The organism is Mesorhizobium sp. RSR565B (assembly GCF_054719465.1).
This window is the reverse complement of sequence record NZ_JBTTIE010000001.1, coordinates 2712932-2736633: the sequence shown is the minus strand read 5'-3', so window position 1 is coordinate 2736633 and position 23702 is coordinate 2712932. Positions and strand designations below refer to the sequence as shown.

Sequence of the window (23702 nt, the reverse complement as noted above, 5' to 3'; positions counted from 1 at the left end):
GTCACTGTGTATGATCCAGCACGACCTTGCCGAAGGGAGAGCCGTGTTCGAGATGGCGAAGGGCCTGTGCTGCCTCTGCCCAGGGGAAGACCCGGTCGATCACCGGCCGCAGCCGATGGACGGCGAGCGCCCGGTTCATCGCTTCGAAGGACTCGCGCGAGCCGACCGGTATGCCGCGTGCTTTCACCTGGCGGCGGAAGATGTCGAGCGGATTGATCACCCCTTCGCTGCCGCCGAGATAACCGATGACGTTGATCTGGGCGCCGCGCGCCGACGCCTTGAGCGACTGCGCGAAACTTTGGGGACCACCGACTTCGATGATGTGATCGGCGCCGCGGCCATCGGTCAGCGCCAGCACGGCCGACGACCAATCCGGATCGTCGCGGTAGTTGACGCCATCATGCGCGCCAAGCCCCTTCGCCCAGGCAAGCTTCTCATCGCTGCTCGACGTAACAATGACGCGCGCTCCGGCCGCCCTTGCGAACTGCACGGCAAACAGCGACACGCCGCCGGTGCCGAGGCTGAGCACGGTTTCGCCTGGCTTGAGCTTGCCCTCGGTGAACAACGCATGCCAGGCAGTGACGGCGGCGCAAGGCAATGTCGCCGCCTCTACGTCGCTGAGATGCGCCGGCGCGATGACAGCCGCCTGTTCGTCCAGCCGGGCGAATTCGCTCAGCAAACCGTCGATCGGGCCGCCGCGCTGGTAGGAAGGTTCGGCCATGGCGAAGCTGCCGCCGACCCATCGCTGCCAGAACGTGCCGCAGACCCGGTCGCCAACCTTGAAGCGGCTGACCTCGGGGCCAAGCGCGACGACCTCGCCGACGCCGTCGGAAAGCGGCACCAGCGGCAAGGGGAATGTCGTGTGATAGCTGCCGCGCGCGATCTCGACATCGCGATAGTTGAGCGCCGTCGCCTTGACGCGGACGATCATCTCCTGACGGCCGGGCTCCGGCATTGGTCGTTCGACCATCTTGAGATTGTCGATGCCGCCCGGCTTCTGCAGTTCGATTGCCTTCATTGTCGTCGTCCTTTCGTTTGAAAGGAAAATTGCTTGCCAGGCGATGGATTTCAAATTCATAATGTTTACAATGATTATGCTTACGAGACATAGTTCTAGCTATGCTTGAGGAATTGCGCACGCTCGCCCTGTTTGCCGAGGAGGGCTCGATCCAGAAGGTCGCCCGGCGCCTGCCGCTGACGCAGCCGGCTGTGACCCGGCAAATCCAGCGGCTGGAGGACATGCTTGGCACGACGCTGCTCGACCGCCGGCAAAAGCCGCCGCGACTGACGCCGACGGGGCTGGAAGTGCTGGCGCGCGGACGCGATATCATCGCTTCCGTAGAAGCGCTGAAATCCTTCGCCGGAAAGACCGAGCCGGAAGGACTGTTCCGCCTGGGTCTCGCCCATGGCCTCTCGGACCGCGACATCGCCGGGGCCATCGCCAACGCCGCGGCGGCGTTCCCGAAAGTGTCGCTACGGCTCAAGACGGGCTGGAGCGCCGAACTAATCGGTCAATTCGAACGCGGCGAGCTCGATGTGACGATTGTTCTGCGATCGTCGGATAAGCCAGGCCCGGAAGCGCTTGGCACTGAACGTCTTGGCGTCATAGCTGCGTCCACCGTCCCCGATCCGGAAGACGGTGGCCGGACACCCATGCCGTGGGTGCTTAGTCCGGCCCCTTGCGACGCGCGCCAGAAACTCATGTCCGTTCTGGTCGGCGGAAGGCGTTATTTCGAGATCGCGGCGGAGATACAGGATCCGGCCTTGCAGATGGAATGGGTCCGTCGGGGGCACGGCCTTGGGCTAGTGCCGTTGCGTCTTGCAAGGCGCGGACTTCCCGACGGCCTCATGCTGGTCAACACGGAAGATGTCGACCTTTCCTTGCAGGTCGCCGCACTTCGTTCGCCTCATCTCAACCGGCTGACTGAGGCTGCGGACGCCATCGTCGAGGCTGTCGGCAGAGTCATTGCGGCCCAGGTTTGAGGCTACCAGCCCTTGTCGGGCGATCTGGCATCCCCTTGCCTCTCCTGCCGATTTGTGGTCTTGGGAGCCCGAAATCGCTTGTCCAGCGACCATCCCCATACCAACGGCCAAGCCGTTGGTAGCATCCCGGATCAATCTCATCATGGCCAAGATCAATGGCAACGAAATCCGTCCCGGCTATGTCATCGAGCACGATGGCGGCCTTTGGGTGGCGGTCAGGACCAACACCGTCAAGCCCGGCAAGGGCGGTGCCTATAACCAGGTCGAACTGAAGAACCTGATCAACGGCACCAAGCTCAACGAGCGCTTCCGCTCGGCCGAGACCGTCGAGCAGATCCGGCTCGACCTGAAGGATTTTTCCTTCCTCTACGCCCAGGACGACGCACTGGTGTTCATGGACACGCAGAGCTACGAGCAGCTCGAGCTGGCGAAGGATTTCGTCGGCGACCGCGCCGCCTTCCTGCAGGACGGCATGATGGTGACGGTCCAGCTCTATGAGGACAGGCCGATCGGCATTTCGCTGCCCGACCAGGTGACGCTGACCATCACCGAGGCCGACCCGGTGGTGAAGGGCCAGACGGCCGCGTCCTCGTACAAGCCGGCGGTGCTGGAAAACGGCATCCGTGTGCTGGTGCCGCCATTCATCGGCGCTGGCGAACGCATCGTCGTCGACACCAACGAACTCACCTACATGCGCCGCGCAGACTGACGCGTAGGCAGGAACAGATACGATGGCACGCTCCGCACTTCTCAATGTCATGGTCCAGGCCGCCATGAAGGCCGGCCGCTCGCTGTCGCGCGACTTCGGCGAGGTGCAGAACCTGCAGGTGTCGATGAAGGGACCGGGCGACTATGTCAGCCAAGCCGACCGCAAGGCCGAGGACATTCTGTTTGCCGAACTGTCGAAGGCACGGCCGGGCTATGCCTTCCTGATGGAAGAGCGCGGCATGATCGCAGGGGACGACGACCAGCACCGTTGGATCGTCGACCCGCTCGACGGCACCACCAATTTCCTGCACGGCATTCCGATCTTTTCCATCTCGATCGCGCTGGAGCGACAGGGCCAGTTGGTCGCCGCCGTCATCTACAATCCGGCAATGGATGAGCTCTACACCGCCGAGCGCGGCGGCGGCGCCTTCATGAACGATCGCCGGCTGCGCGTTGCCGGCCGCAGCAAGCTCACCGACTGCGTCATCGGCTGCGGCGTGCCGCATCTCGGCCGCGGCCAGCACGGCAATTTCCTCGTCGAGTTGCGCAATGTGATGGCCGAGGTCTCGGGCGTGCGCCGCCTGGGTTCCGCCGCGCTCGATCTCGCTTATGTCGCCGCCGGCCGCATGGACGGCTTTTGGGAAACCGGCCTTTCGGCCTGGGACATTGCCGCCGGCCTGCTGCTGATCCGCGAGGCCGGTGGCTTCGTCTCCGACATGGATGGCGGCCAGGATATGCTCGAAGCGGGTTCGCTCGTCGCCGGCAACGAGGTCATACAGCGCGCGCTGCTCAAGGCGGTGAAGAAGCCGCTTTCGGCGCGCTGATCACTTGGCATGCCGGCGCGGCGTGCTGAAGCGCCGCAGTCGCAAAACCGCAATCAAAGCTTGAAATACTGCCCGGCGGCCGCCCAGATAAGGGTGACGCAGGATTTTTTATGACGAGCATACCTTCACTATCCTCGCGAGAAGCGCAGCCAGACCAGCCAGTTGAAATCCCTTATGTCGGGCGTTGGCACTACTCGCGTGCGGAGATGATCGCCGATGGCATCGTCCATGCGGTCGGCATCGTGCTGGCGATAGCCGCCGGCTCGGCGTTGCTGGCGCTGGCCGCCTTCCATGCCGGTCCCGGCGAATACATCGCCGCCGCCTTCTTCGTGGTGTCGCTGCTGACTGTGCTGTCGATTTCGCTGACCTACAATCTGTGGCCGGTGACGTCGCCGGCGAAGTGGATCTTGCGGCGCTTCGATCATGCGGCGATCTATCTCCTGATCGCCGCGACCTACACGCCCTTTCTGGCCCAGCTCGACGGCTCGCCGCTGGCGCTGCCGATGATTGTCCTTGTCTGGACCGCTGCTTTGACCGGCATTGCCATGAAAGTGTTCCTGCCCGGCCGCTTCGATCGTCTGGCCATTGTCTTCTATCTCGCCATCGGCTGGAGCGGCGTCGTCCTGGTCAAGCCGCTGGTGGCGACGTTGCCGACGACCTCGATCGCGCTGATTGTCGCCGGCGGCATCGTGTACTCCTGCGGCGTCATCTTCTTCGCCTGGAAACGCCTGCGCTTTCACAATGCCCTCTGGCACGGCTTTGTCGTCACCGGCGCCGGGCTGCATCTTGCCGCCATGGTCGACTGCCTGGTCGTCAACCGCCTCTGAACGGCGTGGTGCGGCCCGACAGTCGGGCAATATTGCCAAGCGCCATTCAATTTGGTCACAATTCCGTTTAGAGTCGCGAATTACGTGATCGGCGGCACTGGAGCGGTTCCAGGGAAGTATGAGCGGCTTCCCGTTCGGAATTGCGTCAAGGCAAATAGAGCATCGGAAACGGGGCACGGATGGCTTTTCTCAGATCCTTCGGCGTGGGCAGGCGTTCTGATGTCCTGATGTACGATCCGCACAAACTGTCGAGCCCGCAGGTCTTCCTCCTGACCATGGTCATCTTCCTGGTCATCGTCGCCTTCATCGCCGCCATCCTCACCCGCCAGATCTCGACCGCTTTCGGGAGCAATCCCGGCCTCAACGGCCTGATCGTCGGCGTCCTTGTGGTCGGCATCCTGCTTGCCTTCGCCCAGGTCGGACGACTGTTTCGCGAAGTGCGCTGGGTCAATTCCTTCCGCGCCGGTTCCGAAACCACCGAGCCGGTGCTGCTGGCGCCGATGAAGGCGATGATCGGCCGCTCCTCGACGGTCGCCTTCTCGACGTCTTCGATGCGCACCATGCTGGATTCGATCGCCACCCGCCTCGACGAAAGCCGCGACACCTCGCGCTATCTCGTCGGGTTGCTGGTGTTCCTCGGTCTGCTCGGCACCTTCTGGGGCCTGCTCAACACCATCGGCTCGATCCGCGAAACCATCGAATCGCTCGATCCCGGCACCGGCGACGCCGCCGCCGTGCTCGATTCGCTGAAGCAGGGGCTGTCGGCGCCGCTGGCCGGCATGGGTACGGCCTTTTCGTCCTCGCTGTTCGGCCTTTCCGGGTCGCTGGTGCTAGGCTTCCTCGACCTGCAGGCCGGCCGCGCGCAGACCCGCTTCTATACCGAGCTTGAAAACTGGCTGTCCTCGGTCACCGATCTCTCCTCCGACATCGCCGTCGCCGACCCGGCCAAGACTGAATCCTCCGACGAGATCCGGGTCCTGTCGGAACGGCTGCGCAGCATGCAGGAAAGCGGCGGCGGCTCCAATCCGCGCGTCGCCACCGCCATGGCCAATCTCGCCGACGGCATTTCCGGCCTGGTCAAGAACATGCGCTCCGAGCAGCAGATCATGCGCGACTGGGTCGAGGCCCAGTCGGACGAGCAGAAGGCGATGCGCAACACGCTGGAAAAGATCGCCGACGCGCTGAAGAAACCCGGGGTCCACTAGCATGGCTCTCGCCAGGGGCCGGCGCACCGATCGCCGGATCGACTATTGGCCGGGCTTCGTCGACGCGCTGTCGACGCTGCTGCTCGCCATCATGTTCCTGCTCACCGTTTTCGTGCTGGCGCAGTTCCTGCTCGGACGCGAACTCTCCGGCAAGGATACGGCGCTCACGCGCCTCAACTCGCAGATCAACGAACTGACGCAGTTGCTGGCGCTGGAGCGCTCGAGCGCGCAGGACAAGGACGATTCGCTGGCCAATCTGCAGGCGTCGCTGTCGGCCGCCGAAGCTGAGAAGAGCCGGCTCGAGCAGCTGCTGGCGCAAGGTGCCGGCGCCGGCGACGCCGCCACCCAGCGCGCCGCGGAACTCGGCGGCGAACTCGACAGCCAGCGCCAGATCAGCCAGCAGGCGCTGAGCCAGGTCGAGATCCTGAACCAGCAGATCGCAGCACTGCGCAAGCAGATCGGCGCGCTCGAGGACGCCCTCAATGTGTCCGAAACGCGCGACCGCGATTCCAACACCAAGATCGCCGATCTCGGCCGTCGGCTCAACGTCGCGCTGGCGCAGCGCGTGCAGGAGCTGAACCGCTATCGCTCCGACTTCTTCGGCCGCCTGCGCGAAATCCTCGCCGACCGCGAGAACATCCGCATCGTCGGCGACCGCTTCGTCTTCCAGTCGGAAGTTCTGTTCCCGACCGGGTCGGAAGTGATCAACGATGCCGGCAAGGTCGAGATGAAGAAGCTCGCCGATGCCATCATCGAGTTGCAAAAGGAAATCCCGCCCGAGATCAACTGGGTGCTGCGCGTCGACGGCCACACCGACAACAAGCCGCTGTCCGGCGCCGGCCGCTATCGCGACAATTGGGAATTGTCGACGGCGCGTTCGACCTCGGTGGTCAAGTTCCTGATCGAGAACGGCGTGCCCGCCAACCGGCTGGTTGCGGCCGGCTTCGGCGAATTCCAGCCGCTCGACCCCGCCGACACCGAAGACGCCCGCAACAAGAACCGACGCATTGAACTGAAACTCACCGAACGGTGATTTTCAGTCACGCGAAATTGTTTGCCAGCTCAACTCTAGGGCGAAACGCCAGGCCGGCAAGGCCTGAAAACATTATCTTTCTTTAATTACACTTCGCGTTTCCGGGCTCCTACTTTGACGCGCAGGGCCGAGAACCGCCGGCGATGCCTCCCATCGCGACGCGACGGAACCGGACGGCCCGCTTCCGGAAGGCGGAGCGAAAGCGCTTGCCCCTTCCATAGCAGGAGGAGACGCACATCATGCGCTCTTTGAAGACTCTCAGGACCGCAACCCTCACGACACTTCTGATCACTGTTCCACTCGCCGGCGCCTATGCCGCCGGACATCACAAGGGCGCCCTCGACGCCAGCGACCCGACCGACATGACCGGTCCGCGTGTGACCGGCCTGATCGAGCAGGTGCGGGGCGTCGAACAGGGCATCGCGGATGCGCGCGAAACCAAGGGCATCTCGACCTCGGAAGCGCAGTGGCTGCATCTGCGTGCGGCGCATATCGGCCAGGCCGCCGAAGGGGTCGCCGCTTCGGACCATGGCCGGATCCCGGCCGCGCAATATCACGATCTGCTGCGCCGCCTCGACAATGTCGATCAGAGGCTGATGTCCGACACCGGCAGCGGCTTCATGATCGGTGATGGCTCCGACGGCGGGAATTATCCGAACGGCTGAGGTCCGTTCTGATATCTCCAGGAATGAGGAAGGGACTGTCTGACGCCCGCGGGATCTGGTTCCGAGGGCGTCTTTTTTGTCACCAGCCCAGCCACAGCGCAGCGAGGGCCAGCACCGCCGGCACGGTCTGAACATACAGGATCTTCCGGCTGGCAGTCGCCGCGCCATAGAGCCCGGCGACGGCGATGCAAAGCAGGAAGAACACCTTGATCTGGAATCCCGCCGCGCCGAGATAGAGGCCCCAGATCAGCCCGGCGGCAAGGAAGGCGTTGTAGAGCCCCTGATTGGCGGCGAGCACCTTCGATGCGCTGGCGAAGTCCGGCTTGAGGTTGAACGCCCTGTGCCCGCGCGGTGTGTCCCACGCCACCATCTCCAGATAGACGATGTAGAGGTGGATCAGGGCCACCAGCCCGACCAGGATATTGCCGATCATCTTAGTCTCCCCTGCATGGCGGTGTTCCACCGCCAGCCAGCATTCCACGCACAAGCTCATCGGCGCAAGCTGCATAGCCACCTTTGAGGGTTGCCAATCCTGGCGCGTTGGTATCTTTTCCCGCGGTCCAAAACGCGGAACCTGTCATGTCTTTTCAGAAGCTCGATGATCTCGGCCACAAGCTCGAAGCGCTGGAACATGCGCTCGCTATCCTCGGCGCCGACGAGGCGACCCACATGGCCGTCGGCGGCGGCGAGAAGCGCGCCGAAGCCATGTCGTCCCTGGCCGGGATGCTGCATATCAGGGCAACGGCGCCGGAGATCGCCGACTGGCTCGCCGCCGCCGAACAGGAGGCGCTGAACGAGGAGCAGCAGGCGGCGGTCCGCGAACTGCGTCGCCAATACACCAACCTGACCTGCCTGCCGGTCGAATTCGTCGAGCGCCAGACGGTGGCGCGTATGCGCTCCGAGCAGCTCTGGCGCGACCTGCGCGGCAAGAATGACTGGGCCGGATTCCTGCCGGCGCTCGAAGGTGTCATCGCGCTGGTGCGCGAGGAAGCCGCCCTGCGCGCCGACGCGCTCGGCCTCGATCCCTACGACGCACTGATGGAGCAATACGATCCTGGCAACCGCGCCGCCGACATCACGCCGGTCTTCACCGAGCTGAAGACATTCCTGAAGGGCTTCGTGCCGGAAGCGCTGGCCGTACAGGAAGCGCGACTGGCCAAGCGCCCGCTGAAGCCGCTCTCCGGCAGCTATGCGATCGACAAACAGCGCGAGCTTGGTCTCGCCATGATGGCTTCGGTCGGCTTCGACCTCACCCATGGTTCTCTGTCGGTATCGCACCATCCCTTCTGCGGCGGGGTGCCGAGCGACGTTCGCATCACCACCCGCTACAAAACGTCCGATTTCCTGTCGGCTTTGATGGGCGTGCTGCACGAGACCGGCCACGCGCTCTACGAGCAGAACCTGCCGAAGGCCTGGGCGCACTGGCCGCTCGGCAAGGCGCGCGGCATGGCGGTGCATGAAAGCCAGAGTCTGTTCGTCGAGAAACAGGTCGGCCGCAACCCCGAATTCTGGCGCTGGGCGCTGCCCGTGGTCGAAAAGCATCTCGGCGAAGCCTGGTCGCTCGACGACATCCTGCCGCATGTGCACCGGGTCGAGCGCGGCCTGATCCGCGTCGACGCCGACGAGGTCACCTACCCGCTGCATGTCATCCTGCGCTACGAGTTGGAGCAGGAGGTGGTCTCGGGGCGGCTGCAGGCGGCCGACCTGCCCGAAGCCTGGGACGCCAAGATGCGGGAGTATCTTGGCCTTTCGACCATCGACAACCCAGCCGACGGACCGATGCAGGACGTGCATTGGCCAGGCGCCGCCTTCGGCTATTTCCCGTCCTATACGCTGGGCGCTATGATGGCGGCGCAGCAATGGGCTGCGCTGACGCGCGACCATCCTTCAGCCGACAGCGACCTCGCCAAGGGCAATTTCGCCGCCATCAATGACTGGCGCCGCGACAATATCTGGTCGCAGGGATCCCGCTGGTCGACGCCCGAACTGCTTGAGCGCGCCACCGGGGAAAAGCTCAACGCCGCGTATTTCACCGAGCATCTCCGCAAGCGGTATGGTCCCGCCTGATTGCGGGTTGCTACTCCGCGGCACCCCTGAAGGCGCTTGCTCCGGTTTCGAACTGCAGCTTGGCCAGCCTTGCATAGATTCCGCCCTTGGCGACCAGGCTCTGGTGCGTGCCTTCCTCGACGATGCGGCCGCCATCCATGACCAGGATGCGGTCGGCCTTCAGCACGGTCGCCAGCCGGTGGGCGATGACGATGGTGGTGCGGCCCTGCATCAGCCGTTCCAGCGCCGTCTGCACCAGCGTTTCGCTTTCGGCGTCGAGCGCCGACGTGGCCTCGTCGAGCAGCAGGATCGGCGCGTCGCGCAGGATGGCGCGGGCGATCGCCACGCGCTGGCGCTGGCCGCCGGACAAGGTCACACCGCGCTCGCCGACCTGGCTGTCGTAGCCCTTGTCGAGCCTGAGGATGAACTCGTCGGCCAGCGCGTCCCTGGCGGCGGCCTCGATCTCGGCATTCGTCGCGCCCGGCCGGCCAAAGCCGATATTGTCGCGCGCGCTTGCCGCAAAGATGGTGACATCCTGCGGCACGATCGCAATGCGCTCCCGCACTTCAGCCGGATCGGCTTCGCGCACGTCGACGCCGTCAATGGCGATGCGGCCAGTTTCGGGATCGTAGAAGCGCAGGATCAGCGAAAAGACGGTGCTCTTTCCGGCGCCCGACGGGCCGACGATCGCCACCGTCTCGCCGGGCTTGACCTGAAAACTCAAGCCGTGGACGGCGGCACGGTCCGGCCTTGCCGGGTAGGAGAAGGAGACGTCGTCGAAACTGATCGCGCCTGTCGCCTTGGCGGGCAGCGGCAGCGGATTGGCCGGCGGTTGAATCGCCGGCGTCTCGTCGAGTATCTCGGTCAGCCTTTCGGCCGCACCCGCCGCCTGGGCAAGCTCGCCCCAGACTTCCGACAGTGCGCCCAGCGCGCCTGCGGCAAACACGGAGTAAAGCAGGAACTGGCCGAGCGTACCGGGCGACATCGTGCCGGCAAGCACGTCACGCGAGCCGAACCACAACACCGCCACGACCGAGGAAAAGATCATGAAGATGGCAAAGAAGGTGAGCAGCGAGCGGGAGAAGATCGACGAGCGCGCCGCTTGGAAGGCGGCTTCCACCGCGGCCGAGAACCGCCCGGTGACCAGCGTCTCGTTGGTGAACGCCTGCAGCGTGCGCACCGCGCCGATCTGCTCGCTGGCATAGGCGGTCGCTTGCGCCAGCGTGTCCTGCGCCTGCCGTGACCGGCGCCTCACCGAACGGCCGAACGCGACCAGCGGCAGCACGATGAGCGGAATGGCCGCGATCACCAGGCCCGACAGTTTCGGGCTGGTGACGACCATCATCGCCACCGCGCCAAGGCCGAGGATGACGTTGCGCAACGCCACGGAGGCGGTGGCGCCGACGGCGGATTTCACCTGCGTGGTGTCGGCGGCAAGCCGCGAGACGATCTCGCCCGACTGGGCGGTGTCGAAGAAGGACGGCGAAAGCGTCGTGACATGCGAAAACACGTCGCTGCGGATGTCGGCAACGACCCGCTCGCCGAGCGTGATGACGAAGTAGTAGCGTCCGGCCGATGCCGCCGCCAGAATGGCTGCCATCGCCACCAAAGCGGCGAAATATTCGGCGATGAAGACGGTGCCGGAAGCGCTGAAACCGTGGTCGATCATGCGCCGCACGGCCAGCGGCAGCGCCAGCGTCGTCGCTGCGGCGATGGCGAGCGAAATGAGGGCGCCTATGACCAGTTTGCGGTAGCGGAATATGTAGGGATATAGGCGCCTGAGCGGCCCGAGCGAGCGCCTGCGCCCGTCTTGCTCGCCGCTGATGTCCGCCATGACCGTTTCCTCTGGCCGCTCCAGGTGGGCGCGTTCAATATGCGCCTGCCGTGGCCTTGTGATTCAATTCCGGCTGATGTATAGGCTCGCCGACCGTTTTAGAAGCCGTGGCTTTTCAATAGCTGCGGCTTCGAGTTTTAAAAAGGGGCGCATCGACGCAGGCCGCGGGCCCGTCTGTAGCGCCGCAAGCCAGGAAGCACGACAATGAAGGCCGATATCCATCCCGACTACCACACCATCAAGGTCGTCATGACCGATGGCACCGAATATTCGACCCGTTCGACCTGGGGCAAGGAAGGCGATACGATGAACCTCGATATCGACCCGACCACGCACCCGGCCTGGACCGGCGGCCAGCAGACCCTGCTCGACCGCGGCGGCCGCCTGTCGAAGTTCAAGAAGCGCTTCGAAGGGTTCGGCCTTTAAGCCTATCGGCTTTCGCAGATCAGGAACCCGCCCTTGTGGCGGGTTTTTTGTTCAGCGGATCGTGGCGCGGACGAAATCGCCTTTGATGACGATCGAGGGTTTGGCACCGGAAGTGTTGGCAAGCGAACTGTCGACGAAGGACGCCGACGCGGTCACCGAGTAGCTGATTTGAACCTGCCTGCCGAAGGTCAGCGTGGCATCCAGCGCCTTGCCGGCAATGGCGACAGTCTCGTCCTTCCGGATGCTGCCATAGGCGAGATTGGCCCTCAGCGCCTCGCCCTTGAGATCGATGCGTGAAGCATGCCCTTCGAGCGAAACATCGGCCGCCTTGCCGGTAATGGCGATGCTGGAGAAATTCCCCGTCATACTGGCCAGCAAGGCCGCCTGGTCGATCGACACCGAACTCTCGGGCGCAATGTTGGCGTTGATCTCGACCCTGCAATCCGAAGGGTCCAGCCAGGACGACGGAGCGACATTGATGCGCAACGTCGAGGCCTCTCGCTTCATGTCGCTGGCGGTGCGGCAGTCATTAGCGAACCAGGACGAATACCAGCTGGCAAACCAGCCCTCGCGGCGGCTGCCGATCGTCGCCTGGTAGGGTTCTGCACCTGAAGTGGTCAGCTTGACCGAGCTTGCCTCGCCGGTGATGATGATGGCGGTAACACCGGCGAGATCGAGCGTCTTTGCGGCATCACCGGCCACCGGCGGTGCCAGGGCAACTGCGGCAAAGGGCAGCAAGACGAGAATTGCGGATTTCATCATTGTCTCCGATCATGGGTGGGCGGTCGCGAAAGGACCGCGGCGTTGCCCAGATGATCCGAGACGTCGATTTTCGCGACCTCGATCACGATCCGGGACGACCGTGAACGCAATCCAGGTCATTGTCGGCCGCCCGGTCCATCGTCGGCCGCTTTGGAACCACGCTTGCGATCATGATCTTCATTCCCTTGCCATTCGTCGTTGCCCTGCTGCTCGTCATCCTGCTCGTGCAGATGATCCGCCGAAACGAGGCCGATCTGCGCGAAAACATGTTTTTCATGCTGCTGATGGCTGCCTACGCCTTGCAGTCGGTGCTGATCGGTATCCGCTGGGGCTACGAAGTCAGGGCAATCATGCCTTTCCAGGCGGTGTTGGCGACATTGATCGCGCCGCTTGCCTGGATAGCTTTTAGCGGTCTGGCGAGGGAACGCTCGCGGCATCGCCTGGCTTCGCTGTGGCCGCATCTGTTGCCGGCCTGTCTTGTGGCCCTGCTGCTGATCTTCTGGCGCGAGCCGGTAGGCCCCGTGATCATGCTGGTCTTCCTGTGTTATGGCGTCACCCTTCTTTGGCTTGCGCGGGTCGGGCCGGACGGCCTTGCCGAGTCGCGTCTGGACGGTGTCTTGCGCTCCTACCGGGCGCTGCTGGTGACGACGCTGGCGATCCTGGCCTCGCCGGTCACCGACATCATCATCAGCCTCGACCTCGAATGGACCGGCGGTGCCCATTCCGGCGCGGTGATTGCCGCCGGCAATGTGCTGGCGCTGCTGCTGCTTGGCGGTGCAGCCGCGGTGGCCAGCGAAACCGCGCCTCTGGATGACGATGAAGACGATGGGCCGCAAGCCACGCCACGGGCGACGAGCGAGGATTCCGCGGTCGCAGCGGCCGTCGACGCGCTGATGCAGTCAAAAGAACTCTACAGGGACGTTGACCTCAACCTCGGCCGTATCGCCAGGCGCCTCGGCCTGTCGGCGCGGCAAGTGTCGTCGGCGGTCAACCGCATCCACGGATCGAGCGTGTCGCAATATGTCAACAACCAGCGCATCGGCGAAGCCTGCCGCCTGCTGGCGGCCAGCGACGAACCCATCACCCGCATCATGTTCGACGCCGGGTTTCTTAGCAAATCGAACTTCAACCGCGAGTTCCTGCGCGTGACAGGCTTGAGCCCGAAGGCTTGGCGGCTGGAGCATCGGCCGTCGAAGCGAAATCTCGCGGCCATGCCGTTGCCAGGCGAGACAAAATGAAGGCGGGCGACACCGGTCAGGCGCCGACTAATTCCCGCAACGCCATGCGCTTGTAGGCGGCGACCAGCCTGTCGCCCTCCTGCCGGTCGACCGAGATCGCCAGCCGCACGGCAGCCTCGCCCATCTGCCAGACCAGAAACGCTGTGGTCTCCAGCGCCACCGGATCGGCGCCGGGATGCAGCCGCTTCAGCACCATGGTCAGGAATTCGGCATTCGCCCGGCTGTCGGCGAGTTCGAGCTGGCGCAGCGCCTTGTCGGCCTGCGTGCCCGACCAGATGTCGCGCATCACCGGCTCGGCCAGGAACAGCTGATAGTAGATATCCACCAGCTCCGAAAACGCCTGCCGCAGGCCCTCGGCGTCGACGACATCCTTGAGCGCCGAGGAGATGCAGGCCTGGCTTTCGGCGGTGTAGCGCTCGGCCAGCGCCCAGACGATCGCCCGCTTGTCGGGAAAGAACTGGTAGAGCGAGCCGATCGACACCGCGGCCCGTTCCGCCACCTCGCCCATGCGCATGGCGTCGCTGCCTTGCTCGGCAATCAGCGCCGAGGCTGCGGCCAGCATGCGCTCGACCCGCTCGCGGCTGCGCTGCTGGGTGGGCGCCCGTCGCGGCGATGCGACCTGCTCCTGGGCAGATGCGGGCGTTGCTGTGTCTTCCATGACGGCCTCCGGTCTCGACAAAATCTGCCAACAGACGGCTTGACTCCCAAAATACGAGGGTTTATCACGTTTTGCAAATGTGAGGATTACTCATATTTGTAAACAGAGGAAAACCACAATGACCGACACCAAACCAGTCCTGATCCTCGGTGGCACTGGCAAGGCCGGCCGTCGCCTCGCCGAGCGGCTGACCTCACAGGGCATTCCCGTGCGCATCGGCTCGCGTTCCGGCAGCCCCCGCTTCGACTGGGAGGTTCCGGCGACCTGGGAGCCTGCCATGCTGGGCGTGGGCGCCGTCTACATCAGTTACTATCCCGACATCGCCGTGCCGGGCGCCGCCGAGACCGTCGGCGCCTTCGCCAGGCTTGCGGTGGCAAATGGCGTCACCCGCATGGTGCTGCTCTCCGGCCGCGGCGAGACCGAAGCCCAGCGCGCCGAAGAGATGGTCAAAGCCTCGGGCGCTGACTGGACGATCCTGCGTTGCGCTTGGTTTTCGCAGAATTTCAGCGAAGGTTTTCTCGTCGAGTCCTTGCGGCAGGGCGAAGTGGCTTTGCCTGTCGGCCCTGTTGGCGAGCCCTTCGTCGATGTCGACGACATCGCCGATGCTGCCTTCGTTGCGCTGACCGAACCGGGCCATGTCGGCCAGCTCTATGAGTTGACCGGGCCGCGGCTGCTAAGCTTCGCCGACGCGGTTGCCGAGATCGCCAAGGCGACCGGCCGCGACATCCGCTATATCAAGATCTCGCATGACGAATTCACCGCCGCGACGGCGGCATACGAACTGCCGCCCGAAATCGCCTGGCTGCTCAACGAGCTGTTCACCGAAGTGCTTGACGGCCGCAACGAGACGCTGACCGACGGCGTCCAGCGTGTGCTCGGCCGCGCGCCGAAAGACTTTTCCGCCTACGCAAATGAAACCGCTGCAACCGGCATCTGGAGCAACTGAGATGATCAAGCTTCTTCCCACCCTCACCATCATCGCCGCCATCGGCTCGGGCGTCGTCGGCGGCGTGTTCTTCGCCTTTTCCAACTTTATCATGTCGGCGCTTGCCCGGCTGCCGGTCCCCCAAGGCATCGCAGCGATGAATTCGATCAACATCACGGTGATCACGCCCACCTTCATGACGGCGCTGTTCGGCACCGGCGTGCTCTGTCTGGTGCTTATCGCCGCCGTTCTCATGGGGTGGAGCCAGTCCGGCTCATACTGGCTGCTTGCCGGCGCCGTGATCTATTTGATCGGCAACCCGATCGTGACCATGGTCTTCAATGTGCCGCTCAACGATGCGCTCGCCGCCGTCGACCCGGCCAGCGCCAATGGCGCAGCCGTGTGGGCGAACCATCTGAATCAATGGGTGATGTGGAACCACGTCCGCACCATCACCGCCATCGTGTCGATGGCCTGCTTCATGTTCGCATTGCTCTGAAAAATGACACTTCGCAAACGCAAGGACCTCGCCTCAAGCGGGGTCCTTTTGCGTGTGACCCTTGCGGTCGGAATGACCGAGATCGCGGCCCGGATCGATGACGTCGCGCACCAGCTGCTTGAGCTTGGCGGCATCGGGAAAGCCGCCGTCGCGCTTGCGGTCCCAGACCAGCACATCGTTGCAGGAAACGGTGAAGATGCCGTCTGTGCCCGGCACCAGCGTCACTTCACCAAGATCCGTGCCGAAGGTGGAGAGCAGTTCCTGCGCCATCCAGCCGGCCCGCAACAGCCACTGGCACTGCGTGCAATAGGTGATGACCACGCGGGGCCTCTCCGGCACACTCATGTCTGGGCCTCCTGTATGCGCACCGTGGTATTTGCGAATCGATCGTGTATCGGGTCGTCGCCCAGAGCTATGGATATCGCAATCCAGACCGGCCAGATCAGCACCAAAACGAGGGCAGCGGATGCAACCACTATTTCCAGGCTGGAGTAATCCTGCACGCCACCGGGAGCGGTGCCCCAAGCCTGAAAAGCATACCAGCTTCCCGTCAGGACGATCGGTAATGCGCCGAGAAACTTGATAAGTTGCCGCCGAACAGCCTTTCTCGCCGGCAGGCCGACCCTATGTCTGTCGTCCTCATCATGTACAGTGAGCTCCGTGAGCCGCTTGCCGATTGATTGGCCGGACTTCAACTCCATAATGAGGAGATAAGACGCCAGAGCGATCAGCTCGAGGAAACCCAGGTCCAATGCTGCAGGCCTGAAATTCCCTTGCGAATCCAGATCGATCGAGATGGAGGAGGTTTCTCCAGGCTTTGAGCCCGGCGCCGTACCCACGCTCCATATGGCGACCGGCAAACCGAGTACTGATGTTCTACACACCTGCCAATCATAACGGGCAAGTGTCGGGGCACCGTGAACCGTACCCTCCTGGCATAGTTTCCAGTTCAGCCAAAAGCTGCCTTTTACGCCACCGTTGGTCAGCAGAAATAGAGCCCCTACGAGCAAATAGAGGGCGATCAGGATTACAAGGTAGTCGATGAGTGCAGCGAGAAACCGTCGCCATATGCCGGGCCGGCGAGGCCAGGCCACCGCATCGGCAAAACTTGCCTCTTTATAGTCGGTCATCGGCCCCCCCTGATAACTGACTAATCTATAGGCAGGCCGCCGTCATACAGCAATATTCGCATCCGACTGTATTGCACGGACCTACGCCGCGCTGAGCTTGGCCATGGTCTCGTCGTCGACCTCGAAATTGGCGTAGACGCTCTGCACGTCGTCATCGTCCTCGAGCGTTGCCACCAGTTTCATCAGCGATTGCGCCCGCTCTTCGTCGACCGGGACATTGTTCTGCGGCTGCCAGATCGGCTTCACCGATTCGGCCTCGCCAAGCGAGGCTTCCAGCGCCTTAGACACTTCGCCCATACTCTCGAACGCACAGTAGATGGTGTGGCCTTCCTCGTCGGACTCGACGTCATCGGCGCCGGCCTCGATCGCCGCGTCCATCACCTTGTCGGCGCTGCCGGCGGAGGCCGGATAGTAAATCTCGCCGGCGCGGTTCCACATGAACGACACCGAGCCGGTTTCACCAAGCGCACCCCCGGCTTTGGTGAAGGCGGCGCGCACGTTCGAGGCCGAGCGGTTGCGGTTGTCGGTCAGCGCCTCGACGATCAGCGCCACGCCGCCTGGCCCATAGCCTTCATAGCGCACCGCTTCGTAATTCTCGGCATCGCCCATCGATGCCTTGTTGATGGCGCGCTGGATGTTGTCCTTCGGCATCGACACCGCCTTGGCGTTCTGAATGGCCAGGCGCAAACGCGGGTTCATCGACGGATCCGGTGTTCCGCTCTTGGCGGCGACGGTGATTTCGCGCGCCAGCTTGGAAAACATTTTCGACCGCACCGCGTCTTGCCGGCCCTTGCGGTGCATGATGTTCTTGAACTGTGAATGGCCGGCCATGGCACCCCTGTCGTCTTCGGCTAGAGCATCCCGAAGCGAGGTGGTCTCACCTCGTCCTCCCGGGTACTCGAATTCAAATTTTCAGAGCCGTCCAAGGTGCAACGCGATGGATGCACGGCGTTCTCTGTCGGAATGGCCGGCTTATAGATAAATCGGCTCAATTCGTCCAGCCGCGCCGGTTCAGCCCTCCAGATCGGACTTCAGCCGGTCGATAATGCTGAGCGCATGGCCGGCATACTGGCTGATCCAGTGGTCGTGGATGTGCTTGATCGGCAGCGCGTTGAGATGGTTCCAGCGCTCTCGCCCTTGGCGCTTTGCCACCACCAGTTCGGCTTCTTCCAGCACCTTGAGATGCAGCATGACGGTGCAGCGATCGATGTCGGGAAACGCCTCGCACAACATGCCGGTCGTCTGCGGCGCATCCTTCAGCCGATCCAGCAATTCGCGACGGCGCGGATGCGCCAACGCCTTGAAAACGTGATCGTCTGCGGTTTGGCTTGACATGTTATGTTTCTATAACATATCGTCGAGCCAATCAAGGAGGAGCTGTGGATATGTCTCTTGGATTCAGAGTTTCCGGGCGCATCGGCAAACCGGTCGCCGAAGTCTTCGACGCCGTCGTCAATCCCAAAAAGCTGAGTGGCTATTTCACCACCATCGGCGGCGCCAGCGCGCCGCTGAAGGCCGGCACCGGGGTGGTCTGGTGGGGCAAGGTGCCCGTCGAAGTCGATGAGGTGATCAAGGACCGCCATATCGTGCTGCGCTGGGATGCCACCGATGCCGAAGGCAAGCCCGCCTACAAGACACGCATCGAGATGAACTTCGAGCCGCTGGACGATGGCGGCACCCTTGTGACCATTGCTGAATCCGGCTGGCCGGAAGGCGTGGTCGGCCTGCAGAAATCCTACCTCAATTGCGAGGGCTGGTCGCAGATGCTGGCCTGCATGAAGGCCTATGTCGAATACGGCATCAATCTGCGCGACGGCTACTACCGCGGCGAGATGAGGGGCGAGCCGGCCAACGAGACAAACAGATGAACAGCGCAACGGAGCCCGCAATGACCGCGAAAATGACAGGTGGAATCAACATCGCCATGAAAGTCCCGTCACATCAGTACGAGGCGACGATCGCCTTCTATCGCGACGTCGTCGGCTTGAATCCATTCACCGCCAAGACGCCGGCCATCGGCTTCGAGCTTGGCCCAAACCGTCTGTGGATCGACGAGGCGCCGATGCTGAGCCAGGCCGAAGTCTGGCTTGAGCTTTTCACCGACAATTCTGCAGCCATTGCGGATCATCTCGCCAAGGCCGGCGTCGTCCGTTGCGACGCGGTCGAGCCCCTGGGCGAAGGCTTTCGCGGCTTCTGGATCGCCAACCCGGCCAGCATCGTTCACATGGTGCGCGAGCCTGACGCCTGGTGAGCGCAAACCGGACAAGGAAAGGAGCATCGATGGAAATTCACAAAACGCCGACTGCCGAAGCTGGCATGCTGATCAGGCGGCCGGTCGCCGAGGTCTTCGAGGCGATCGTCGACCCGGCCATCACCACGAAATTCTGGTTTACCCACAGTAGCGGCCGGCTGGATAGCCGCAAAGAGGTTCGCTGGGAGTGGCGCATGTACGGGGCCTCGGCGATGGTCAATGTCAGCGAGATCGTCGAGAACAAGAAGATCGTCATGCAATGGAGCGATCCGCCGACCACTGTGGTCTGGACATTCACGGAGATGCCCGGCGCCGAAACGCCTGACGGTGCGACCTTTCTTGAGGTCAGCAATTTTGGCTTCGCCGGCACCGCCGACGAGCAGGTCAAGCAGGCGGTCGGCTCGACCGACGGCTTCGCACTGGTTCTTGCCGGCGCAAAGGCATGGCTGGAACAGGGCCTGTCGCTTGGCCTGATCGGCGACCGTTATCCGAAGGGCGTGCCGGGGCGCTAGGATCGCCCCGATCGCCCAGCCTCAATGCCCACCGCTGGATTTCTTCCTTCGCCGCGCCAGCATGTTGAGGCCCTCGACCAGGGCGGAAAAGCCCATCGCGGCGTAGATGTAGCCCTTCGGCACATGATAGCCCATGCCGTCGGCGATCAGCGTCATGCCGATCATCAGCAGGAAGCCCAGCGCCAGCATGACGATGCTCGGGTTCTTGGCGATGAAATTGGCCAGCGGCCCGGCCGCCAGCATCATCACGCTCACCGCCACGATCACGGCGATGTACATGATGGCAATCTCGTCGGTCATGCCGACGGCGGTGATGATCGAATCGATCGAAAAGACGAGATCGAGCAGCAGGATCTGGAAGATGGCGCCGGCAAGCGAGATCTGCAGCGTCTCGCCCATCATCGTATCCTTGTGGTCGTCGGGATCGACGGTGTGGTGGATTTCCTTGGTCGCCTTCCAGACCAGGAACAGGCCGCCGGCAATCAGGATCAGGTCGCGCCAGGAAAAGCCATGGCCGAACGCTGTGAACACCGGCGTCGTCAGCTGCACGATGATGGAGATGGTTGCGAGCAGCACCAGCCGCATGATCAGCGCCGCCGAGATGCCGAGACGGCGGGCGCGGGCGCGCTGCGCCTCAGGCAATTTGTTGGTCAGGATCGAGATGAAGATCAGATTGTCGATGCCGAGCACGACCTCGAGGACGATCAGCGTCAGCAACGCGACCCACGCGGTTGGATCGGAAACAAATTGAAAATGCGGCGCAAAGAACTCGATCAGCTGCATGGAGGTCGTCCCCTCTTTAACGATCTAGAGCAGTTTCGTCGCCAGTTAGGTACTTTACTCGACTATATCAATGTCAAGACCAGAAGGATGGCGCGGTTTCTTCGAGCCGCGGCCCGCGACGAAAAGGCGCGATCTTCTCGGTCAGGCCGGTGCGGTCGGAAATAGTGACGCCGACGCCGCACAATGTCGCCGGTCCGGTCGCCGCCTCGAAGCGGCCTTTCGGCACTTTCGACAGGAAGCGGTTGAGCGGCTCTTCCTTGTCCATGCCGAGCGAGGAATCATAGTCGCCGCACATGCCGGCATCGGACATGTAGCCGGTGCCGCCGTTGAGGATCTGGTGGTCGGCCGTCGGCTGGTGCGTATGGGTGCCGATGACGAGGCTGGCGCGGCCGTCGACGAAATGCGCGAAGCACATTTTCTCCGAGGTCGCTTCGGCATGGAAGTCGATGACCACGGCATCGGCCTGCTCGCCCAGCGGACAGGCGGCCAGCTCGCGCTCGCCGGCCTGGAACGGATCGTCGAGCTCGGGATGCATGAACACCCGGCCCATGATGTTGGCGACCAGCACGCGCGCGCCGTTTTTGGCGATATAGACGCCGGAACCGCGCCCCGGCGTGCCCTTGGGGAAGTTGGACGGGCGCAAGAAGCGCTCCTCGCGCGGCGCGAAGACCAGTGCGTCGCGCTGGTCCCAGACATGGTTGCCGGTGGTGACGACATCCGCACCGGCGGCGATGGTGTCGCGAAAAATGTCTTCGGTGATGCCGAAGCCGCCGGCGGCGTTCTCGCCATTGACGATGACGAAGTCGAGTTTGAAATCCGAGATCAGGCCGGGCAGTTGTTCCCACACCGCCGTACGTCCCGATTTGCCCACCATGTCGCCGAGGAAGAGAAGTCTCATGCCCACTTCTATCCAGAGGCACGGACGCTAGGCAAGCGCTACCCGGGCGATTGGCGCTAACGCCGGCCGAAAGTACCACGCTGCTGTTGAGGCGGCTTGGCGCTCGCGCCCGCAACGCGAACTGCCGAAGGCATCATCGGTGACGCCGGCGGTGCGGTGCGTCCGCGCAGCCAGAAGAACCACACGTAAAAAACAGTGAACCCACCAGTAGCGGCCAGGAGCAACAGCCCGCCGCGCCAGCCCTTCATCGCCGCGGTATCGAGGATCGATGGATTGGCAGGGTTGTAATACAACTTCACCGCGTCGCCTTTGGACGCCGTGTAGAGGCCGATGTCCTTTCCCTTGCCGGACCACGTCATCGGTGCATCGTTCGCGACATAGGTGACAGCGACGTTGATGCCTTTCGCGGTGAGGCCATTACCCTGGGCTTCGCTGTAGGAACTGACATCCGTCACTGTGGCAACCGTCTGATGCAGGCGAACTGGTGGTGCAGGGCCGTTCCGGAAATGTGCAATGCCATCGCGAACAGCGTTACCGCGATGAGGACGAACGGCATCAGCAGGAAGCGTGCGAAGACAAACATGATGGCCGCCATCGGCTCGGACTGTGTTGCCGGAATACTATCCGGCACGTCTTGGAAACGCGTTAAGCGGGATCGCGGTCTTTTAAGCGATGTCGAAGCGGCGCAAACCGCTCTCGGTGAGTATTTCCGGGATGATGACGTCGTGCGCCTCATCCGGCACCAGACCCACCTCCTGGCAATCGAAAGCGATGCCGATCAGTCGTGGCGGCTGGCCCTTGTCGATCAGCCTGGCGATGGCGCGGTCGTAATAGCCGGCGCCATACCCGATGCGATGGCCGCGGCTGTCGAAGGCCGCGAGCGGCACCAGCATCACCGCGGGATCGAGAACCTCGGCCTCCGCATGCGGACCGACCGTGCCAAAACCCATCTCGACCATCGGCGCGCCGCGCACCAGTTCGCGAAAGACGATGGTGGTCTTGTCGAGGATGGCCGGCAGGCAAAGCCTGGCCCCGTTCTCGCGCAAGGCGAACATCAGCGGCCTGACGTCGACTTCCGATCGCATCGGCCAGAAAGCTGAAACGATCTGACCCGGCTCGATGGCGAGGTGGTCGCGCGCCGTCTCGGCCATTTCAAGCGCGATCTCCACCCGCCACAGCGGATCGAGCGCATCGCGACGGCCGAGTGCCTCGAGGCGCAACTGCTTTTTCAGGTCTTTGGGAGATGTCATGCGCGGACGATAGAAAAGGTCGGATCTGGGTGACGTTTCATGAGCGACGTTTTCTACCACATCATCCGCCAAACTGGGCGGATACAGGTAAGTGACGATCCACACAACCGGTGGAGAGAGCGATCCCGGGAACCTACAAAGTAGGTGGGCGCCGTATGAGAAAACCCACGGGTCTTCCCAGGGACAGCTCCCTAAGGATCGTTAAGGCCCCGGGGAAAATGTTCTCCTGCCGGGAAGCGCAGACCGCCAAGCCCAATATAGGCGGCTGGTCGGTCAAGCGCTAGTGACATGAGCCGATGTTTCCATTTCGATCTCACACGCTTTGGTCGCAGCCGGCTCGCCCTTGCACAGGTCAAGCAGCGTCCTTACGCTCGCGCTGACCAACCGAGGAGCAAGTATGCGTTTCGAAGGCACGGCGGCCTATGTCGCCGACAAGGATCTGATGGTGGCGGTGAACGCCGCGATCGCGCTGGAGCGGCCGTTGCTGGTCAAGGGCGAGCCGGGCACCGGCAAGACCGAGCTTGCCAGACAAGTGGCATCGGCGCTCGGCCTCGACCTGATCGAATGGCACGTCAAGTCGACCACCCGTGCGCAGCAGGGACTGTATGAATATGATGCTGTCTCGCGGCTGCGCGACAGCCAGCTCGGCGATGCCAGGTTCAACGACATCAAAAACTACATCAAGCGCGGCAAGCTCTGGGACGCCTTCGCGGCCGGCAAGAAGGTCGTGCTGTTGATCGACGAGATCGACAAGGCCGATATCGAATTCCCCAACGACCTGCTGCAGGAACTCGATCGAATGGAGTTCTTCGTCTACGAAACCGGCGAAACGATCCGCGCCGCTGTGCGCCCCATCGTCATCATCACTTCCAACAACGAGAAGGAACTGCCCGACGCCTTCCTGCGCCGGTGCTTCTTCCACTACATCCGCTTTCCCGATGTCGACACGCTGCACAAAATCGTCGACGTGCACTATCCCGGCATAAAGCAGAATTTGGTGCGTGCTGCCCTGACCCAGTTCTACGAAATCCGCGACGTGCAGGGGTTGAAGAAGAAGCCGTCGACCTCCGAGGCGCTCGACTGGATCCGCCTGCTGGTCGCCGACGACATCGCACCCGAGGATCTGCGCGCCGACCCCAGGAACGCGCTGCCGAAACTGCACGGCGCACTGCTCAAGAACGAACAGGACGTGCATCTGTTTGAACGCCTGGCCTTCATGGCCAGACGGCAGGGGTGAGGATCGAG

Annotated in this window: 30 protein-coding genes and 1 other RNA gene; 16 read left to right on the top strand and 15 right to left on the bottom strand. The window is 63.1% G+C overall.

Going from position 1 to position 23702, the window contains the following annotated elements; all coding sequences use genetic code 11:
• Position 1: 1 nt before the first annotated feature.
• On the bottom strand, positions 2 to 1018 hold the full coding sequence (locus ACYG9R_RS13300; RefSeq protein WP_023711985.1) for a zinc-dependent alcohol dehydrogenase family protein: 1017 nt from the start codon (positions 1016 to 1018) through the stop codon (positions 2 to 4).
• A 101-nt stretch (positions 1019 to 1119) separates the two neighbouring features.
• Here ACYG9R_RS13300 and ACYG9R_RS13295 point away from each other — a divergent pair, with 101 nt between their 5' ends.
• The 7 genes from ACYG9R_RS13295 to ACYG9R_RS13265 all read left to right on the top strand — a co-directional run bounded on the left by ACYG9R_RS13295 (position 1120) and on the right by ACYG9R_RS13265 (position 7245).
• A complete protein-coding gene (locus ACYG9R_RS13295) occupies positions 1120 to 1983 on the top strand; it encodes a LysR family transcriptional regulator (protein WP_023694589.1) in 864 nt (287 codons plus the stop codon).
• 142 nt (positions 1984 to 2125) lie between these two features.
• Positions 2126 to 2692, top strand: coding sequence for an elongation factor P (efp, locus tag ACYG9R_RS13290; RefSeq protein WP_023668757.1), 567 nt, complete (start codon positions 2126 to 2128; stop codon positions 2690 to 2692).
• Between the two features lie 22 nt (positions 2693 to 2714).
• Complete coding sequence (locus ACYG9R_RS13285) at positions 2715 to 3515, top strand: inositol monophosphatase family protein (protein WP_023684166.1); 801 nt, start codon at positions 2715 to 2717, stop codon at positions 3513 to 3515.
• A 110-nt stretch (positions 3516 to 3625) separates the two neighbouring features.
• Complete coding sequence (gene trhA / locus ACYG9R_RS13280) at positions 3626 to 4342, top strand: PAQR family membrane homeostasis protein TrhA (protein WP_023688947.1); 717 nt, start codon at positions 3626 to 3628, stop codon at positions 4340 to 4342.
• 179 nt (positions 4343 to 4521) lie between these two features.
• Positions 4522 to 5547, top strand: coding sequence for a MotA/TolQ/ExbB proton channel family protein (locus tag ACYG9R_RS13275; RefSeq protein WP_023668754.1), 1026 nt, complete (start codon positions 4522 to 4524; stop codon positions 5545 to 5547).
• 1 nt (position 5548) lies between these two features.
• On the top strand, positions 5549 to 6580 hold the full coding sequence (locus tag ACYG9R_RS13270) for a peptidoglycan -binding protein (protein WP_023684164.1): 1032 nt from the start codon (positions 5549 to 5551) through the stop codon (positions 6578 to 6580).
• A gap of 239 nt (positions 6581 to 6819) precedes the next feature.
• Positions 6820 to 7245 (top strand): hypothetical protein, encoded by a 426-nt coding sequence (locus ACYG9R_RS13265; RefSeq protein ID WP_023824265.1) that lies wholly within the window; start codon positions 6820 to 6822, stop codon positions 7243 to 7245.
• Between the two features lie 79 nt (positions 7246 to 7324).
• Here ACYG9R_RS13265 and ACYG9R_RS13260 read toward each other — a convergent pair whose 3' ends face one another.
• A complete protein-coding gene (locus ACYG9R_RS13260; RefSeq protein WP_023711988.1) occupies positions 7325 to 7678 on the bottom strand; it encodes a DUF1304 domain-containing protein in 354 nt (117 codons plus the stop codon).
• A 146-nt stretch (positions 7679 to 7824) separates the two neighbouring features.
• Between ACYG9R_RS13260 and ACYG9R_RS13255 the strand changes: the two genes are divergently transcribed.
• Complete coding sequence (locus ACYG9R_RS13255; protein WP_023824266.1) at positions 7825 to 9312, top strand: carboxypeptidase M32; 1488 nt, start codon at positions 7825 to 7827, stop codon at positions 9310 to 9312.
• A 10-nt stretch (positions 9313 to 9322) separates the two neighbouring features.
• Here ACYG9R_RS13255 and ACYG9R_RS13250 read toward each other — a convergent pair whose 3' ends face one another.
• Positions 9323 to 11125, bottom strand: a complete 1803-nt coding sequence (locus ACYG9R_RS13250; protein ID WP_023668749.1) for an ABC transporter transmembrane domain-containing protein — start codon at positions 11123 to 11125, stop codon at positions 9323 to 9325.
• 204 nt (positions 11126 to 11329) lie between these two features.
• Here ACYG9R_RS13250 and rpmE point away from each other — a divergent pair, with 204 nt between their 5' ends.
• Positions 11330 to 11551 carry a 50S ribosomal protein L31 gene (gene rpmE, locus ACYG9R_RS13245; protein WP_023668748.1) on the top strand — a complete coding sequence of 74 codons (222 nt, stop codon included), beginning with the start codon at positions 11330 to 11332 and terminating at the stop codon, positions 11549 to 11551.
• A 51-nt stretch (positions 11552 to 11602) separates the two neighbouring features.
• Here the strand turns inward: rpmE and ACYG9R_RS13240 are convergent, their stop codons facing one another.
• Complete coding sequence (locus ACYG9R_RS13240; protein WP_031199509.1) at positions 11603 to 12310, bottom strand: hypothetical protein; 708 nt, start codon at positions 12308 to 12310, stop codon at positions 11603 to 11605.
• A 173-nt stretch (positions 12311 to 12483) separates the two neighbouring features.
• Between ACYG9R_RS13240 and ACYG9R_RS13235 the strand changes: the two genes are divergently transcribed.
• Positions 12484 to 13551, top strand: coding sequence for a helix-turn-helix domain-containing protein (locus ACYG9R_RS13235; RefSeq protein ID WP_023806575.1), 1068 nt, complete (start codon positions 12484 to 12486; stop codon positions 13549 to 13551).
• 16 nt (positions 13552 to 13567) lie between these two features.
• On the opposite strand, the gene ACYG9R_RS13230 is transcribed toward ACYG9R_RS13235, so the two are convergent.
• Positions 13568 to 14209 carry a TetR/AcrR family transcriptional regulator gene (locus ACYG9R_RS13230; RefSeq protein WP_023668745.1) on the bottom strand — a complete coding sequence of 214 codons (642 nt, stop codon included), beginning with the start codon at positions 14207 to 14209 and terminating at the stop codon, positions 13568 to 13570.
• Between the two features lie 118 nt (positions 14210 to 14327).
• Here ACYG9R_RS13230 and ACYG9R_RS13225 point away from each other — a divergent pair, with 118 nt between their 5' ends.
• The gene (locus ACYG9R_RS13225) at positions 14328 to 15155 is read left to right on the top strand and encodes an NAD(P)H-binding protein (RefSeq protein ID WP_023824267.1); all 828 of its coding nucleotides are present in this window, start codon (positions 14328 to 14330) and stop codon (positions 15153 to 15155) included.
• Between the two features lies 1 nt (position 15156).
• Positions 15157 to 15633: an anthrone oxygenase family protein gene (locus ACYG9R_RS13220; RefSeq protein ID WP_023824268.1), complete on the top strand. Its 477-nt coding sequence runs from the start codon at positions 15157 to 15159 to the stop codon at positions 15631 to 15633.
• 33 nt (positions 15634 to 15666) lie between these two features.
• Here the strand turns inward: ACYG9R_RS13220 and ACYG9R_RS13215 are convergent, their stop codons facing one another.
• The 4 genes from ACYG9R_RS13215 to ACYG9R_RS13200 all read right to left on the bottom strand — a co-directional run bounded on the left by ACYG9R_RS13215 (position 15667) and on the right by ACYG9R_RS13200 (position 18098).
• Positions 15667 to 15978 (bottom strand): Rdx family protein, encoded by a 312-nt coding sequence (locus ACYG9R_RS13215; protein WP_023824269.1) that lies wholly within the window; start codon positions 15976 to 15978, stop codon positions 15667 to 15669.
• A complete protein-coding gene (locus ACYG9R_RS13210) occupies positions 15975 to 16763 on the bottom strand; it encodes an RDD family protein (RefSeq protein WP_023700267.1) in 789 nt (262 codons plus the stop codon). The genes ACYG9R_RS13215 and ACYG9R_RS13210 overlap by 4 nt, the downstream gene beginning before the upstream one ends.
• Before the next feature lie 81 nt (positions 16764 to 16844).
• Positions 16845 to 17594 (bottom strand): YebC/PmpR family DNA-binding transcriptional regulator, encoded by a 750-nt coding sequence (locus ACYG9R_RS13205; protein WP_023668740.1) that lies wholly within the window; start codon positions 17592 to 17594, stop codon positions 16845 to 16847.
• Between the two features lie 180 nt (positions 17595 to 17774).
• Positions 17775 to 18098 (bottom strand): ArsR/SmtB family transcription factor, encoded by a 324-nt coding sequence (locus ACYG9R_RS13200; RefSeq protein ID WP_023824270.1) that lies wholly within the window; start codon positions 18096 to 18098, stop codon positions 17775 to 17777.
• Between the two features lie 50 nt (positions 18099 to 18148).
• Here ACYG9R_RS13200 and ACYG9R_RS13195 point away from each other — a divergent pair, with 50 nt between their 5' ends.
• From ACYG9R_RS13195 to ACYG9R_RS13185, 3 genes are read left to right on the top strand one after another with little or no spacing between them, the layout of a single operon-like run.
• Entirely contained in the window at positions 18149 to 18631 is a 483-nt protein-coding gene (locus tag ACYG9R_RS13195; protein ID WP_023668738.1) for an SRPBCC domain-containing protein, read from the top strand.
• 20 nt (positions 18632 to 18651) lie between these two features.
• Complete coding sequence (locus ACYG9R_RS13190; protein WP_023700266.1) at positions 18652 to 19014, top strand: VOC family protein; 363 nt, start codon at positions 18652 to 18654, stop codon at positions 19012 to 19014.
• A gap of 29 nt (positions 19015 to 19043) precedes the next feature.
• Entirely contained in the window at positions 19044 to 19526 is a 483-nt protein-coding gene (locus ACYG9R_RS13185) for an SRPBCC family protein (protein WP_023698429.1), read from the top strand.
• Positions 19527 to 19547: 21 nt separating this feature from the next.
• On the opposite strand, the gene ACYG9R_RS13180 is transcribed toward ACYG9R_RS13185, so the two are convergent.
• The 6 genes from ACYG9R_RS13180 to ssrS all read right to left on the bottom strand — a co-directional run bounded on the left by ACYG9R_RS13180 (position 19548) and on the right by ssrS (position 22705).
• Complete coding sequence (locus tag ACYG9R_RS13180; RefSeq protein ID WP_023694576.1) at positions 19548 to 20309, bottom strand: TerC family protein; 762 nt, start codon at positions 20307 to 20309, stop codon at positions 19548 to 19550.
• A gap of 73 nt (positions 20310 to 20382) precedes the next feature.
• On the bottom strand, positions 20383 to 21207 hold the full coding sequence (locus ACYG9R_RS13175) for a TIGR00282 family metallophosphoesterase (RefSeq protein ID WP_023668734.1): 825 nt from the start codon (positions 21205 to 21207) through the stop codon (positions 20383 to 20385).
• Between the two features lie 56 nt (positions 21208 to 21263).
• Positions 21264 to 21662 (bottom strand): DUF3592 domain-containing protein, encoded by a 399-nt coding sequence (locus tag ACYG9R_RS13170; RefSeq protein ID WP_023824271.1) that lies wholly within the window; start codon positions 21660 to 21662, stop codon positions 21264 to 21266.
• Positions 21659 to 21790 carry a hypothetical protein gene (locus ACYG9R_RS13165; RefSeq protein WP_280800231.1) on the bottom strand — a complete coding sequence of 44 codons (132 nt, stop codon included), beginning with the start codon at positions 21788 to 21790 and terminating at the stop codon, positions 21659 to 21661. The genes ACYG9R_RS13170 and ACYG9R_RS13165 overlap by 4 nt, the downstream gene beginning before the upstream one ends.
• An 82-nt stretch (positions 21791 to 21872) precedes the next feature.
• Positions 21873 to 22457 carry a 5-formyltetrahydrofolate cyclo-ligase gene (locus tag ACYG9R_RS13160; RefSeq protein WP_023698428.1) on the bottom strand — a complete coding sequence of 195 codons (585 nt, stop codon included), beginning with the start codon at positions 22455 to 22457 and terminating at the stop codon, positions 21873 to 21875.
• Positions 22458 to 22549: 92 nt separating this feature from the next.
• Positions 22550 to 22705, bottom strand: a non-coding RNA gene (gene ssrS, locus ACYG9R_RS13155) — 6S RNA.
• A 149-nt stretch (positions 22706 to 22854) separates the two neighbouring features.
• On the opposite strand from ssrS, the gene ACYG9R_RS13150 reads away from it, so the two are divergent.
• The gene (locus ACYG9R_RS13150) at positions 22855 to 23694 is read left to right on the top strand and encodes an AAA family ATPase (protein ID WP_023806577.1); all 840 of its coding nucleotides are present in this window, start codon (positions 22855 to 22857) and stop codon (positions 23692 to 23694) included.
• Positions 23695 to 23702 lie beyond the last annotated feature (8 nt).

Bases quoted from the DNA above. Each gene is read 5' to 3' on its own strand.
- rpmE (WP_023668748.1), top strand. From the start codon at position 11,330: ATGAAGGCCGATATCCATCCCGACTACCACACCATCAAGGTCGTCATG.
- trhA (WP_023688947.1), top strand. From the start codon at position 3,626: ATGACGAGCATACCTTCACTATCCTCGCGAGAAGCGCAGCCAGACCAG.
- ACYG9R_RS13190 (WP_023700266.1), top strand. From the start codon at position 18,652: ATGACCGCGAAAATGACAGGTGGAATCAACATCGCCATGAAAGTCCCG.
- ACYG9R_RS13210 (WP_023700267.1), bottom strand. From the start codon at position 16,763: ATGACCGACTATAAAGAGGCAAGTTTTGCCGATGCGGTGGCCTGGCCT.
- ACYG9R_RS13185 (WP_023698429.1), top strand. From the start codon at position 19,044: ATGGAAATTCACAAAACGCCGACTGCCGAAGCTGGCATGCTGATCAGG.
- ACYG9R_RS13160 (WP_023698428.1), bottom strand. From the start codon at position 22,457: ATGACATCTCCCAAAGACCTGAAAAAGCAGTTGCGCCTCGAGGCACTC.
- ACYG9R_RS13300 (WP_023711985.1), bottom strand. From the start codon at position 1,018: ATGAAGGCAATCGAACTGCAGAAGCCGGGCGGCATCGACAATCTCAAG.
- ACYG9R_RS13295 (WP_023694589.1), top strand. From the start codon at position 1,120: ATGCTTGAGGAATTGCGCACGCTCGCCCTGTTTGCCGAGGAGGGCTCG.
- ACYG9R_RS13150 (WP_023806577.1), top strand. From the start codon at position 22,855: ATGCGTTTCGAAGGCACGGCGGCCTATGTCGCCGACAAGGATCTGATG.
- ACYG9R_RS13260 (WP_023711988.1), bottom strand. From the start codon at position 7,678: ATGATCGGCAATATCCTGGTCGGGCTGGTGGCCCTGATCCACCTCTAC.
- ACYG9R_RS13200 (WP_023824270.1), bottom strand. From the start codon at position 18,098: ATGTCAAGCCAAACCGCAGACGATCACGTTTTCAAGGCGTTGGCGCAT.
- ACYG9R_RS13285 (WP_023684166.1), top strand. From the start codon at position 2,715: ATGGCACGCTCCGCACTTCTCAATGTCATGGTCCAGGCCGCCATGAAG.
- ACYG9R_RS13275 (WP_023668754.1), top strand. From the start codon at position 4,522: ATGGCTTTTCTCAGATCCTTCGGCGTGGGCAGGCGTTCTGATGTCCTG.
- ACYG9R_RS13250 (WP_023668749.1), bottom strand. From the start codon at position 11,125: ATGGCGGACATCAGCGGCGAGCAAGACGGGCGCAGGCGCTCGCTCGGG.
- ACYG9R_RS13175 (WP_023668734.1), bottom strand. From the start codon at position 21,207: ATGAGACTTCTCTTCCTCGGCGACATGGTGGGCAAATCGGGACGTACG.
- ACYG9R_RS13235 (WP_023806575.1), top strand. From the start codon at position 12,484: ATGATCTTCATTCCCTTGCCATTCGTCGTTGCCCTGCTGCTCGTCATC.
- ACYG9R_RS13220 (WP_023824268.1), top strand. From the start codon at position 15,157: ATGATCAAGCTTCTTCCCACCCTCACCATCATCGCCGCCATCGGCTCG.
- ACYG9R_RS13240 (WP_031199509.1), bottom strand. From the start codon at position 12,310: ATGAAATCCGCAATTCTCGTCTTGCTGCCCTTTGCCGCAGTTGCCCTG.
- ACYG9R_RS13225 (WP_023824267.1), top strand. From the start codon at position 14,328: ATGACCGACACCAAACCAGTCCTGATCCTCGGTGGCACTGGCAAGGCC.
- ACYG9R_RS13195 (WP_023668738.1), top strand. From the start codon at position 18,149: ATGTCTCTTGGATTCAGAGTTTCCGGGCGCATCGGCAAACCGGTCGCC.
- ACYG9R_RS13265 (WP_023824265.1), top strand. From the start codon at position 6,820: ATGCGCTCTTTGAAGACTCTCAGGACCGCAACCCTCACGACACTTCTG.
- efp (WP_023668757.1), top strand. From the start codon at position 2,126: ATGGCCAAGATCAATGGCAACGAAATCCGTCCCGGCTATGTCATCGAG.
- ACYG9R_RS13180 (WP_023694576.1), bottom strand. From the start codon at position 20,309: ATGCAGCTGATCGAGTTCTTTGCGCCGCATTTTCAATTTGTTTCCGAT.
- ACYG9R_RS13205 (WP_023668740.1), bottom strand. From the start codon at position 17,594: ATGGCCGGCCATTCACAGTTCAAGAACATCATGCACCGCAAGGGCCGG.
- ACYG9R_RS13215 (WP_023824269.1), bottom strand. From the start codon at position 15,978: ATGAGTGTGCCGGAGAGGCCCCGCGTGGTCATCACCTATTGCACGCAG.
- ACYG9R_RS13165 (WP_280800231.1), bottom strand. From the start codon at position 21,790: ATGTTTGTCTTCGCACGCTTCCTGCTGATGCCGTTCGTCCTCATCGCG.
- ACYG9R_RS13230 (WP_023668745.1), bottom strand. From the start codon at position 14,209: ATGGAAGACACAGCAACGCCCGCATCTGCCCAGGAGCAGGTCGCATCG.
- ACYG9R_RS13270 (WP_023684164.1), top strand. From the start codon at position 5,549: ATGGCTCTCGCCAGGGGCCGGCGCACCGATCGCCGGATCGACTATTGG.
- ACYG9R_RS13255 (WP_023824266.1), top strand. From the start codon at position 7,825: ATGTCTTTTCAGAAGCTCGATGATCTCGGCCACAAGCTCGAAGCGCTG.